Here is a 13,038-nt window from a genome sequence, read left to right on the forward strand (position 1 = left end):
CTAACGCCTCCCATCGGGCGATTCTTCGGCCATCATCGCCAGCCATTGCCGGATCTGAGCGCGCTGCGGAACCTCGTCGGAAACATGGCCGACGATCGTCCCATCTTCATCAACCCACTCGCGCTCCATCCCGCGCGATATATTGATCCACGGATCGAGATTAGCCTCCAGGCCGAGTTGCACCCGCTCGAAAATCTCGGCGTCGTCTGTCGATCCGGATCCTGCGGGTCCATAAAAGGATTCATGCTGGCGAAGTCGCAGCGCATTGATTTCGGTGCTGACGTTGGAGAACAGCACAGGGAACATCACGACCTCGGTCTCGTCGACAGACAGGGGATTAACGATCCGGATCTGGTTGTTGATCAGTTGCAGGTTTGGAAAAACGCCGACGTGAGGATCGCCCGCCATGGCAAGCAGCATGTCCGCCCAGGCAACATCATGCTCTGCATAGAGCGCGTCGATATAGTCTGCCCCTCCCGGCGTGTTTTCCAGAAGCGCGCGATATTTTCCCGAGTGCTTGAGCCGATGCTTACGGAAATCGAGCATCGTGTGGCCATGACCGAAGTCGCGCGTTTCCGAGATTCCGTCGAAGTCGAAGGGGTTCGCACTGTGCGTGGCACCGAGGCTGTGACCCGAATCGGTGTGTCGTTCCCATGTCGCCAGCACCGAGGCATGGACGAACAACGGATGATATCCATCCATCCCGACCTGCTTCCAATTTCCTTTATAGATCGTCCGGTTGGATCCGGCTCGCACGCTCAACTCTCCGCCCGGTGCCGCGTCGACCAGGATGTCGATCACCTTGGCTGCGTTGCCGAGATAGTCCTCGAGCGGAAGGACCTTTTCGCTCAAAGCCGCGAATATGAAGCCGCGATAATTTTCGACCCGCGGCACCGGCGTGAGACCGTTTTCGCTCGCGTCGAAACTCGGCCCATAGCCGTCGGGCCCGGAAACGCTGACCAGTTCGCCAGCATTGGAATAGGTCCAGCCGTGATACCAGCAGCGGAAAAAGCTGTCCCTGCCTTCGTCCACCTCGCAGACGATTGCGCCCCTGTGTCGGCAGCGGTTCAGGAAAACGCGGATCTCGCCATCCTGGCCGCGAACAAAAATGACCGGTTGACGGCCCATCTGCCGACGCTTGAACTCGCCCGTTTTTGCAATCTCGCTCTCATGGCCGATGAACAGCCAACCGGTGTGGAAAATCCGCTCGAGTTCAAGATCGAAAATCTTCGCGTCGGTATACACCGCCGAATGAATCCAGCCCGGTGCCACAAGCGATCGCAGGCCTGCCGCGTCATAGTCGCGGCCGCGTATGTCGAGGCGGTCCGGCATGCGGTGCGGTCCTGACGGCGCGCGATCGCCCTTGCCGGCCGGCAAGGTGCCGCCGGCGCCCATTGCTAGATGATTTTCCGCTGACAATTTCATTCTCCAGACAATGATGATGAACAATTTGTGTCACACTGGATTGACGGCCTTCCACCTGGTCATGTCGCGCCCGATCGACGACCGCGCGCGCCAGAAAAGAAATGCGGAGAATGGTGCGACCAGGCTTGTAAGGATGAGGGCGGCACGCAAACTCCTGCCGGAATCTTGATCGAACTGCCACGAGATCGCGTCGCTGGCCGTCCCGACGAACAGCGGTCCCAAACCCACGCCGACCAGGTTCAAGACCAGAAGGAAGAGGGCGGTCGCGCCGCCACGGATCTCCGGCGGTGAGACGCTTTGCTGGGTACTGTGGACCGGGCCCATCCACATGGCCCCTAGCATGTTGGGAAGCGCAAGGCCCGCAAGCGCCAGCGCGCCACTGTCGATGCTGAAGATGACGGCATAACAGGGAAGGGCCGCCAGCGACGCAAACGCAGGGATGGTTACATAGGCTCGGACGTCGCTCCGGCCGAACCGATCGGCCAGCAACCCACCGAGCCACACGCCGGCGGCGCCTGCGAGACCTGTGGAAAGACCGAGCGTCAGGCCCAGGAACCCCGAAACCCCCATCCCGGCCTGGGTGGCCATGGCGACGATCTCCGGGCCATGATTGCGGATAAAAAAAGATGCGATGAAAGGTCCGAAGCCATATCCTACCGCGGCTTGCAGCGCAGTCGCGATCACGATGAGCCGGTAGGTGCGAACCGCCCAAAGCGTCTTTACCGCCGCGAGAGCGCCCGGCGGCGCCGTTCGCAACAGAGCGGCGTGCGCCTTGCGCGGTTCGCGCAAAACCAGCAGCAAAAAGGGGGCAAGGACGACACCTGGTATGCCGGCCACCAGAAAGGCGGTGCGCCAGCCATAGGCATCGGCAACCAGCCCTCCCAATGCCATCCCCGCCAACGTTCCCAACGGCACGCCAAGATAGTAGAGCGAAAGCGCCGACGCGCGCCGCTCGGGTGGGTAATAATCGACGATGAGCGAATTTGCGGCAGGTGTCAGGCCGGCCTCGCCAATCCCCACTCCGACACGCCCCACCAAAAGTTGGGGAAAGCTTCGCGCGAGGCTGCAGGCGATGGTGAACCCGCTCCAGACGAGAACGGAAAATGCCATGATCTTTGGCCGGTTGCCGCGATCCGCCCAGCGCGCGAGCGGGATTCCGGCGACGCTATAAAGCAAGGCAAAGGCAAGGCCCGACATCAGCCCGATTTGCCAGTCCGCCAGCTGCAACTCTTCCCGGATCGGTTCGGCTAGAATGTTGACGATCTGCCGGTCAACAAAGTTGAGTGTGAGAGCAAAGGTCAGGAAAAACATGGCGATGCGGCGGCGGAAAGCCGCCCCCGCCACAGCCAGCGCGGCTTCGCCCTCGCCAGGCGGCGTGCGTGCTGTGCCGAGCGCCGGTTGCAGCACAGGAGGCGCGCCCCCGCCCGTCACCGGTTGCCCGATCCCAACGAGATGAAGATATTTTTCTCCTGGGTGAACGCCAGCAGTTCGCCGAGGCATTCCTCACGGCCGATGCCCGACTGTTTCATTCCGCCGAAGGGGGCTCCAAGAATGTGGCGTGAGGTCTCGTTGATCCAGACATAGCCTACGTCGACGGCCATGGCGGTGCGGTGCGCGCGTTCGAGATCTCGTGTCCAGATTGAGCAGGTCAATCCATACTCCAGTTCGTTGACGACCTCGATCATCGTCGGCTCGTCGGACCATCGCAGGATTCCGAGCACCGGCCCGAAAACCTCTTCGCGGGCCAAGCGCATGTCAGGGGTAACGTCGGCAAACACTGTCGGCTCGATGTACAGGCCGCGCGCAAGAGCTTGGTCGGCCGGTGGCCCCCCGCCGCATATCAGTCGAGCGCCTTCCGCCTGGGCGCTATCGATGAATCCGACTATGCGCTCATGCTGTTTCGCGCTGATGATCGCGCCCATCGAAGTCGCCTCGTTGGACGGATCGCCCGGCTGAAACCGCTGGGCTTCCTCCTCGATACGAGCCAGAACCGCGTCGTAGATGTCCTCATGTATGAACGCCCGGCTCGTCGACCCGCATGATTGGCCGCACCACGCAAAATTCATGCCCTGGATCAAGGCTTTTGCTACTTCGGCGGGATCGGCATCGCCATAGGCTATCAGGGCATTCTTGCCGCCAAGTTCGAGCAAGACTGGCTTGAGCGTTGGACTGGCCTCGCGCATCAGAGCGCGACCTGCAGCCGCGCTCCCCACCAAGCTGATCATCGCCACCTTGGGGTGGGCCGCTAACGCCGCCCCCGTTTCGGCTCCTCCCGTAAGGACGCTGAACGTACCCGACGGCAACAAGCCGTCGATCAGCTCGGCGAAGCGGAGTGCTGACAGGGGAGCCTGTTCGGATGGCTTGACGATTACCGCATTGCCGGCTGCAAGGGGAGCGGCAACCTTGCCGGCGCAGAACAGAAACGGATGATTGAAGGCCAGAATGCGGGCGACGACGCCAAATGGCTGCCTGACGGAGAAGTTGACCGCATCTGGTCCGACGGGGACCGAAGCACCTTTCATCTCCGTCACCAGCCCGGAGAAATAGTCGATGAGCGCGGCTGCCACATGGGAGTCGGCCGCCAGTTCACGGACCGGGTTGCCGCAATCGAGAGCATCGAGTTGCGCCAATTCCTTTGCATTCTGGCGAATGACTGCCGCTACTTCGCGCAGCAGCCGGGCACGTTCGAGGGGTGGCACATCGCGCCAGACCCTGGATCCGACGGCGGCAGCGAGGACTGCCCGGTCGACATCCTCGCTTTCTGCCTGCGCGACATGTGCGATGAGCGAGCCGTTGGCCGGATTGTGCGAGGGACTGTACCCGCCCGCCGTCGGTGCATGCCACCCGCCATCATAGTAAAGGTCGTACTGATCTGGAATTGCCATCTATGCTCTCAATCCTTGAGGGGCGAGCCAGCCTATGACCGGCGATCGCATCAGAATTTCACTTCGACGCCGGCGCCGATACGCCGGGGCAGCTCGTACCTGAGATCGGTGCCAAGCGCGCCGGGCCGAACTTCCTGGATGATCTTCTCATTGGTCAAATTCGTCGCCCAGATCGAGAACCGAAACTTTTCGTCATCCGTTCGCCACGAAATTTCGCTGTTGATCGCCGTATAGGGATCCTGCTTCACGGAATTCAGGAAGTCGAAATAGACGACCGAACTGCGGAACAGGGTGCCGTTGATGTTCAACATTCCCGATGCGAGCGGTACGTCGAGACTTGGAGCGATGTTAAAGGTCCAGCGAGGTGCCCGCGGTAGGCGGTTGCCCGACACATCCGCTTGCGACACGATATTGCCTCCCGTTGGCCGGGGAATGAAAACTTGCGCGAGCGGAAAATCGTCATATTCCGCATGGGCGTAGGCGACCGCCGCGTTGACCCGGAAATGATCGGTTGGCGCCAAAGTGGTTTCGAGTTCGCCGCCGTAAAGAGTGGCGTTCGCGGCGTTCTGCAGGACATAACCGGGACCCAACGGATCGCGGGCAGTGACCTGCAAATCCTTATAATCATAACGATACAAGGCGAGATTGGCGCGCAGCCAGGGCGTGATGTCAGACTTGATACCGCCTTCGAGGGCTTTGAGCGTCTCGGGATCGACCGCGAGAGGCGACACGCCAGTCATGTTGAACACACCGCTTTTGAAGCCGGTGCTGTAGGTCGCGTAGATATTCGTGTCCGGTCCGATTTCGAACCGGACCGTGCCTTTATACGTGACCCTGTTAAAGGATTTTTCCGCTGTCTGCGGAAAAAGGGCGACGCCGTTTACGATCTGATCGAAACTTCTTTTCTCATGGGTGTAGCGAATGCCGCCCGTCACGAACAGGCGCGGGACGACCTCAAGCGTCGCCTCGGCGAATCCGGCATAGGAGGTCGTCTTCAGGACGGGGTCGAATGTGCGCACGAGCAGTGGCTGGCTCGGATCAGCGCGACTGCTCAGAATGAAGTTGGCGTCGCCGGAGAGGTGGAAGGCATATAAACCAGCGATCCATTGAAGCGGCCCGGAGCCGGACGAGAGCAGGCGCACTTCCTGACTATAATATTCCGATGCGATTTTGGGGGCCACAAAAGTCGCGAGCAAGATATTCGACGAATCCGAATCCGTCGCCTGAGAGGTTCGGTTGGAGGCATATGCCCCGGTCGTCTCCAGATTGACCCCGCCTAGATCGAAGCGTGTCTGCAAGGCGACACTGTATCGCCGGGTGGCGAGCGAGGGGCGCAGATCGGCGGACAGCTGCCAGGGTTTCAACGGGAGGATCGCGCCGGGAAAGGCTCGACCTGCCGTGTTATTCTCATAGGGCTGGTAGACATTCTCCGAGCCCTTGCGATCGAAATATTCTCCCGTGAGGACGATCTTGTTTCCGTTCTCGCCGCGGTACATCAGCTTGCTGCGGACATCGACAACCTGATAGCCGCCAGCTTTCCCACCGCGCACGAGATCGTCGACAAAACTGTCCGTTTTGCGGTAAATTCCGGCGATATCGGCTGCAATCGTATCGGACAGGCCACCAGTCAGATAGCCGCGCACATTATAGTCTCCGTCGCCCGTCTCGAGGGCGGCCGCGCGCGCCGAAACCATGCCGCTGAAGTCGAAACTGGGATCAGGCGTAATGACATTGATCAACCCGCCCGTCGCGTTCCGACCGAATATTGTCCCCTGCGGCCCGCGCAGGACCTCGACGCGGTCGACCTTGACGAGATCGGTCCAGGTGGAAAATGGGTCTCCCTGGTAGATTCCATCGACATAGGTTGCTACGTTTGACTCGTCCCCGACCGAAATACTGCTCGACCCCACCCCGCGGATAACGGGCAGGAACACGCCCGCAGCGCGGCCACCGAAGAAGCCGGGCACGACCTGAGTGAGATTCCGGATGTCGGCCGCACCCGAACGGCCAAGCGATTCCGAAGTCACGGCGGTCACCGCGACCGGCACATCCTGCAACTTCTGTTCCCGGCGCGTCGCGGTCACGACGATATCTACGAGGCCGCTCTGCGTCGAGGTTTGATCCTGATCCTCGGCTGGGGCCGACGGGCTGGGCGCGGACAAACCGCCAACGGGCGCCGTTTGCGCCATGGATGGCGCGGCGGTCACGGCTGCCGTCATCATCAGCAGCGCTTTGGATGCAAAAAGGCCTTTCATTTTCGGTCTCCCTCCCGATTATTTAGTAATTGATTTATAAGGTTATTCTGTCACCGCTCACAAAGGAAACACCAGATACCGCGGCACGACCGCGTTGTCGGTCACCGCGTTCCGCGACAGAAAGCGACATTGATCGTCTTCCATTCGAATAATGTCCTCGTAGGTCCCGGCGGCCAGCTGCTGCGGCAGCCCGGTATCGTCGGGGGTAAAGATCACGGAGAAGTTCGAGACCATGTCGACGAGACCATCCGCGCGGCGGCTGGCGTGCACGCGCTGAACGAAATGCCGGGTACGATAGTCCTGGAATGTACCCGCCCATATGTCTTCGATGAAGGTGCAGCGATCGATTAACCTGTCGCGGCAGTCGTCGAGCATCATCGCCACGCGCAGGCCGCTCTCGACATCGTTGCGCGCGATGCAGATGTAACTCGCGCTCGGATCATCTTCGAACGTGTCGAGCCACGACCGCATTTTCTTCCCGTCCAGTGCCGACATATATGCCGACTGGAGTTCATCGAGCCGCGCGAGCTCGTCGAGCGTCAAGCGCGTCATGCCTCCCTCCTCCGGAAGCCCATGGCGGCGCGATAATATTCCCAGTGCGGAAGATTGCCGCTCTCGTCGTTCTGACGGAATTCGAACCCGAGCCGGGATGGATCGGTGACGCCTTTTTGGAAGATGGCCTTGCCGGGGGTGCGATTGCCGATCTGGACCCGGTGGAAAACCGAGGCGTCTTCCATACTGATCAGGCCGGACGGGCCGATCGCGTTGGAGCTTTGCCTTATTCGGTGCAAGACCATCGCGTCATCGTCGTCCTGATGCGCGAAATAGGCGTAGGTGACTTCCACCTCGTCGATTGCGACAGGCGTAGCGAAACGGATGCTGATGACGTTCAGGTAATTTGAGGCGACGAGCATCGGAAAGAGAGCGAGCACGCTGGCGTTTTTCGGCCGCCCCTCGTCGCGAAACTCGATGACCGAAGCATCGCGGATTACGCTCGTGGGCTGGGGAACGGTCAACTCGGTTTCGATGCAATAATGGCCACGTCCGGTAGTCGCATACTGGCGGCCTGCGCCGCCCTGCCAGTTGAGCATCGTGAACGCCTGGTGCAGGAGCGGCGGATGATAGCCGTCGTTGTCGCTATAGGCTTTCCAGTTGGTCAGATACCGGACCCGATGATAGCCAATCAGCTTGAGGCGTCCGTCACCGGCCATGATGTCCAGCAACGACCCTTTCGCTTCCTGCAGGAAGTCGTCGAGGCTTTCGGTGTCCGGCGACAGCGTCACGAACAGGAGGCCGCCGACCGATTCCTGCCGCGGCTGGGTCAGCGGATAGTCTTTCTTGTCGAAACCGGGGATGAATTCGCGCTGATTGGGGCAGCCGACCAACTCGCCCTCTTTGTTGAACAGCCACCGATGATAGGGGCATTCGAATTCGGCTCGATTGCCCGAAGGCTTTACCTCGATCTGGGTGCTGCGATGTGAGCAGGCGTTGAAGAATGCCCTGACCCGTCCGTCGTCGCCGCGGATGATGAGCAGGGGGACGTCCGCAAGATTGCAGGTTTTGAAGTCCCCCGGGTGCGGCACTTCGCTTTCGTGCGCAACGGGATGCCACTCGGCTCCACGGAAAATCCGGTCGATCTCGGCTTGGTAGAGGTCTTGCCGGACGAAAATCTCCTTGGGGATTTCGTTAAAATTTGCCGGCCAGACAATGTCTTGAAGATAAGCCTCCGGAACCGTCATCTCCCATCCTTTCTCTTTGCTATTTCGCCGCCCGCGTCACCTCGCGATGCGGTCACATTCATCCCATGCCCGCTGCCCACCGGGGCCCAAGTCTATGTGGACAACTCCTTGATTTTCGGGGTTGCGCCCCACATGCAGAAGCTCTTCGGTTCAAAGCCGAACTGGCGTTCCCTGTAGGTCTCTTCGTCGACCTCGCGCACGCCGACGGAATATTCAAAGACCATCCCGTCGGGACCCTCGAAATATACGAACCGCGCGCCCGAAGTCGGATGCCGGCCGGGTCCGAAGACGATGGGAACCTTATGCTGGCTAAGCAGCGCGTAGCTGCGCTGCACATCGTCGATCGACTGAACCTGGTGGTTGATGTGCTGGATACCGCACCGGTCTGCGGGGACGAGCGCGATGCTGTGGTGAATCTGGCTCAGACGGAGCAGCGGGAGCTCGCCTACCCGGTCACTGACGCGTGCATTGCATATTTGGGTCCAGAAATGCTCATCGCGACCGGGATCCCGGCTGAACAGACCGACGTGACTGAAACCCGTAATTCCCGCGTCGCGAGACAGCTGCGCGCCATTGCCACCGATCTGCGGCGAAACCGCGAATTCGATGCGTCCCCCGCTGGGGTCACGAAAGGCTATGAATTCGGAAACGTGCCGCTGCTCGCGTTCCTCATGCGAACCGTAGCACACCTCATACCCTAATGCTTCGAGCGTTTTCGCCGCATTGAGGAGATCCTCCCCATTCGCCAATTCGAAGCCGACAATCGTTTCGGATGGGTCGCCGATCTCGTAGCTCATCGTGCTCATGCGACTATCGGAGCGAAACGACAGGCGATCAACCGCGCGATCGACAGGCTCCAGGCCAAGTATTCGCGTGGCGAAATCGGTAGCGGCCGCGACATCCGGTGTCTTGAGACGAGTATAAGCGATGTCAATGATGTTGATGGTCATGGCAACGTTCCTCCCAATTCTTCGAGGTTGGAGGTCGAACCCCAACTGCATAGCGAGGCGGGAGAATCGGCAAACTGCCGTGGCCGGCGTCCGACGGGCGACGGATCCGATCGGGTCGAATAGGTGAAATAGCTGTCGGGCGAGGGCCCGCTGAAGGTCAGAAACACTTCACCGCTCGCGGGTTCCTTGCCTGGGCCGCGGACAATGCCGACCTGCCGGTCAAGGAGAAAATATTTCGACTGCATCACGGCGTCGATGCTCTCGACCTCAAACCCCACGACGAGGAAGCTCTCGCGCTTGCTCGGCACAATCATGATCCTGTGATGCTGATCGTCCCAGCCGAGGTAGATTGCGTCGCCCACCCGATCGGTGATCCGCGCTCCGAGGATGTCCACCCACACAGCGGCGTCAGACGCCGGGTCCCGGCTGCCGAGGATCACGTGTGACAGGCCGACAATTCCCGCATCGCGCGATGGAAAATATCGCTCGCCGCTCTCCTCGGCCCGAACGACCAGCTCGATGAGATTGCCGCTTAGGTCGCGACAGGCGAGCCCCGCGTGATAGCGGCGGCTTCGACACAGATCGTGAGGGATCGCCTCGACATCCCAATTTCGCTCCCTGAGTTTCCCGGAGACTTCCTGCAGCTGCTCGACGGTTCTCAGCGACACCGCCACGCTGGGCCGGAGGCTGCTCCCGGAACCGTCGAACTCCAGGCAATAGGACCGAGAGTCAGAACGGAACCGTTCGGCTTCCGGCAACCGTTCGCTGTGCTGCAGGCCGACGGTATCAACGGCGAGCCGCGTGGCTTCGCTAAGCGACTGAACCGGGATCCGTACGAACCGTAGCTGCTCCAGCATTTGCCACCTCAAATCCAATGATCAGTCAGTCTGTACTGTTTGTTTTGATTCGGGGCAAGCCTTATCGCGAGTCCCGAGAGGGGTGTCGTCATGACCGGGGCGATGTGCTGAGCGGCACCTGGCAGCATAGGGTTGTTATCGCCCGCTCGTCGCGAACGTTCGATCCTTCAACGCGCAGGGCCCGAGGCAAAGAGCGGCCGGCTTCGGCGAGCCCGTCGAGAGCGATCTGGTAGTCCCCGCTGCCCCGATATCAGACGTGTCGTGTCGGGCGATCCGCCGAAAGGGGAAGCACTAGCTTGTTCGGTACCCGACCGCGTGCGAGCCTCTTCAGGATTGGAAGCGCGTTGGGATAGGCGTCGGCGAATGCCAGAGGCTGACCGTCGGCGCCCAGCCTCACTTCAAAGACCGGCCCGTCGCCACAAGCGCAGCCACCGGCACTCTGTCCTCGCATGAAGCGCTCGGGTTGAGCCATGTCGGTCTCCAAGCAGAGATTCGTTTCCTAGTAGACAACACGTTGCACAAAATGGCTCGTCGGTCAATTGGCGTTGGCATGCGAAGCCAAGAGCGGTCTGCCTCGAGGAAGAGCCCTCACCGCCGAAAGATCGCCGGCTCGGTCGGACGATTTTGCTGACACGACAAGAGGTTAGGTAGGGCTCCCTGCCGCCATATTCGCAATTCGTTAGTCGTCAGTGCTGGCGATTTGGTGCAGAGGGGGCAGAACGGCGGCGGTGCGCCGCCGCAAACGCGAGCGGCGCCAATTGGGGAAATCGGCTTGCTGACGATGAATGGCGTCGGCCATTTCAAATCTTTCAATGCTTCTATCGAGGAGGCATGTCTTCCGATCCGCTTTCGAGATTGCCTGACATTTTCGTCAGCAATGCGCGGACCGCGCGTATTTCAGTCGGTGAAATCATATGGAGCAGCCGCGCGTAGATCATGTCGGCTTCGGCGCGCAGCTGGGGCAGGATTTCGATCGCTCGGGGTAAGAGATGAAGCTCCCAGACGCGCCGGTCGCCCTTGGCAGCGCGCCGTTCCGCGAGCGTCATTCTTTCCAGCTGGTCGACAACATGGCCAACGCTGGCACGCTCCAGTTCGAGCATTTGGCGAGATCGGTCTGGGTAATGCCCGGGGTCCGATAAATATAGACGAGCGCGCGCCACTGGGTTCGGGTCAATCCGAAGCGCGCCATTGAGGCGTCGAACAAGCGGCGAAGTTTGCGTGGCACTTCTTCGATGACAAAGACAAACTCGTCTGAGTCCGTCAGAAGACTTTTCCCGAGAGAAGCATCGCTGGTGCTGCGAAAGTCGACCATCGGCTGAAACTGTAAAGCCACTATCGGCATATGAACATGCTTTACTGTAAGATATGATACAGTATGATGCCTGAATGTATGATCGGACGATCACGCTTGCGGGAAAAGCGGGCCATGCAATCGCGGCGTCGATCGATGGACCGGAACTGGGCTTTCCGGTGATTTTGGCGCACGGCGGCGGCCAGACCCGCCGGGCGTGGAAGTCGGTGACCCGTCAACTCGCGAGCCACGGTTTTCGGACGATCGCCGTCGATATGCGCGGGCACGGCGAGAGCGCTTGGGCCAGTGATGGGGCTTATGACATTTCCGATTTCGCGGCCGATCTCGTTGAGATCGCTGCGGCGATGCGAAGAAAGCCGGCGATGATCGGCGCATCGCTTGGGGGGCTGGCTGGGATCATTGCGGAGGGAAACCGCGCACCGGGGAGTTTTGGATCGCTTACCTTGGTCGACGTCACGCCGCAGATGGAACCGAGCGGCGTTGCCCGCGTGGTCGGTTTCATGGCGGCCCATGCGCGCGAAGGGTTTGCGTCGGTGGAGGAGGCCGCTGAGGTCATTTCCGACTATCTGCCCCATCGGCCTAGCCGGAAGGCCTCGCCTGGGCTCGCCCACTATCTGCGCCGCAAGGACGATGGGCGCTTCTATTGGCATTGGGACCCGACCTTCATCGAAGGAGTTACGCGGCAAGGCGGTGTCTCAAGCGACAATGGCCGCAGCGAACTGAGCGCCGCCGCTGCCAGTTTAGCCTTGCCTGTGCATCTGATCCGCGGTGGGTCGAGCGACCTAGTTTCGCTGGAAGCCGTCAAGCATTTCCGAAGATTGGTCCCGCATATGGCATATAGCGACATCGCGAATGCGACCCATATGGTGGTGGGCGACGAGAATGACGCGTTTGGCAAGTCAATTGTGGAGTTTTTGCTCAGCACCCATGAAATGGAGATGAAGTCATGAACGCCCCACGGGTCGCCCCTGGGCTTGAGGAACTGGGGGAGCTGCTGTTGCTTGCGCCTTTCCACCGCTGGCTCGGGCTCAGGATCGCCGAGGTCGGCACCGACGAGTTGGTGATCTCAATGCCCTGGCGAGACGAAATAATCTCAAATCCGACGGTCGGCGCAGCGCATGGTGGCATTTTATCGGCGCTGATCGATCTTACCGGCCTTTACACGGTCATTGCCATGGGAGGGTCTGCGCGGGCTACGGCAAACTTGCACGTCGATTTTCACCGACCGGCCTTGCCAGGGCTGATGCGGGCGATCGGCAGGCCGGTCAAACTGGGTCGGCAGATAAGCATAGCCGGGACGCGGATTGTGTCTGCAGACGGAACCTTGATAGCGAGTGGTAGAGGTGCTTACGTCGCCTGACCATCGCGCAAGAGTCGTGGCACTTCTCGCAGCCATCGTGCTGGTGCGGTCCTGCCTCGGCGACCTTTTGATCATCGCTGATCGGCTGCGGCGAGTTATCGAGCGGAACTAAGTCTTAGGGCATAGTTGCGGCACCGCGTTTGGCGCTGTCATGCGTCGCGCCGAACGCTCGAGCAAGATGCGCAGGGCGAGATGGTCCGCCTTCGGTTCTACTTGCTCTACTCGCGTTCGTATTGAACCGCTCCATGATCGAGA

The 13,038-nt window shown here is 60.4% G+C and carries 12 protein-coding genes; 2 read left to right on the forward strand and 10 right to left on the reverse strand.

Annotated elements, in window-relative coordinates; all coding sequences use genetic code 11:
* The 10 genes from NP825_RS15340 to NP825_RS15385 form a co-directional block, all read right to left on the reverse strand.
* Positions 1–1,449, reverse strand: coding sequence for a Rieske 2Fe-2S domain-containing protein (locus NP825_RS15340; protein WP_197411508.1), 1,449 nt, complete (start codon positions 1,447–1,449; stop codon positions 1–3).
* 6 nt (positions 1,450–1,455) lie between these two features.
* Positions 1,456–2,832, reverse strand: a complete 1,377-nt coding sequence (locus tag NP825_RS15345; RefSeq protein ID WP_197411507.1) for an MFS transporter — start codon at positions 2,830–2,832, stop codon at positions 1,456–1,458.
* A gap of 20 nt (positions 2,833–2,852) precedes the next feature.
* Positions 2,853–4,310 (reverse strand): aldehyde dehydrogenase family protein, encoded by a 1,458-nt coding sequence (locus NP825_RS15350; RefSeq protein WP_037557626.1) that lies wholly within the window; start codon positions 4,308–4,310, stop codon positions 2,853–2,855.
* Positions 4,311–4,360: 50 nt separating this feature from the next.
* Entirely contained in the window at positions 4,361–6,565 is a 2,205-nt protein-coding gene (locus NP825_RS15355) for a TonB-dependent receptor (RefSeq protein ID WP_081933247.1), read from the reverse strand.
* 57 nt (positions 6,566–6,622) lie between these two features.
* Positions 6,623–7,117 carry an aromatic-ring-hydroxylating dioxygenase subunit beta gene (locus NP825_RS15360; RefSeq protein ID WP_037557625.1) on the reverse strand — a complete coding sequence of 165 codons (495 nt, stop codon included), beginning with the start codon at positions 7,115–7,117 and terminating at the stop codon, positions 6,623–6,625.
* A complete protein-coding gene (locus tag NP825_RS15365) occupies positions 7,114–8,304 on the reverse strand; it encodes an aromatic ring-hydroxylating dioxygenase subunit alpha (protein WP_037557624.1) in 1,191 nt (396 codons plus the stop codon). The genes NP825_RS15360 and NP825_RS15365 overlap by 4 nt, the downstream gene beginning before the upstream one ends.
* Positions 8,305–8,396: 92 nt before the next feature.
* Complete coding sequence (locus NP825_RS15370) at positions 8,397–9,254, reverse strand: VOC family protein (RefSeq protein WP_037557623.1); 858 nt, start codon at positions 9,252–9,254, stop codon at positions 8,397–8,399.
* Positions 9,251–10,111: a hypothetical protein gene (locus NP825_RS15375; protein ID WP_052182489.1), complete on the reverse strand. Its 861-nt coding sequence runs from the start codon at positions 10,109–10,111 to the stop codon at positions 9,251–9,253. Before NP825_RS15375 ends, NP825_RS15370 begins: the two co-directional genes overlap by 4 nt.
* A gap of 818 nt (positions 10,112–10,929) precedes the next feature.
* Positions 10,930–11,157, reverse strand: coding sequence for a hypothetical protein (locus NP825_RS15380; protein WP_037557622.1), 228 nt, complete (start codon positions 11,155–11,157; stop codon positions 10,930–10,932).
* A complete protein-coding gene (locus NP825_RS15385; protein ID WP_058539116.1) occupies positions 11,154–11,423 on the reverse strand; it encodes a MarR family winged helix-turn-helix transcriptional regulator in 270 nt (89 codons plus the stop codon). The genes NP825_RS15380 and NP825_RS15385 overlap by 4 nt, the downstream gene beginning before the upstream one ends.
* Before the next feature lie 74 nt (positions 11,424–11,497).
* Here NP825_RS15385 and NP825_RS15390 point away from each other — a divergent pair, with 74 nt between their 5' ends.
* Together NP825_RS15390 and NP825_RS15395 are read left to right on the forward strand one after the other, a co-directional pair.
* Positions 11,498–12,373, forward strand: a complete 876-nt coding sequence (locus tag NP825_RS15390; protein WP_037557620.1) for an alpha/beta fold hydrolase — start codon at positions 11,498–11,500, stop codon at positions 12,371–12,373.
* On the forward strand, positions 12,370–12,783 hold the full coding sequence (locus NP825_RS15395) for a hotdog fold thioesterase (protein WP_037557619.1): 414 nt from the start codon (positions 12,370–12,372) through the stop codon (positions 12,781–12,783). Before NP825_RS15390 ends, NP825_RS15395 begins: the two co-directional genes overlap by 4 nt.
* Positions 12,784–13,038 lie beyond the last annotated feature (255 nt).

This window comes from Sphingopyxis sp. DBS4 (assembly GCF_024628865.1).
Classification (GTDB): Bacteria; Pseudomonadota; Alphaproteobacteria; order Sphingomonadales; family Sphingomonadaceae; genus Sphingopyxis.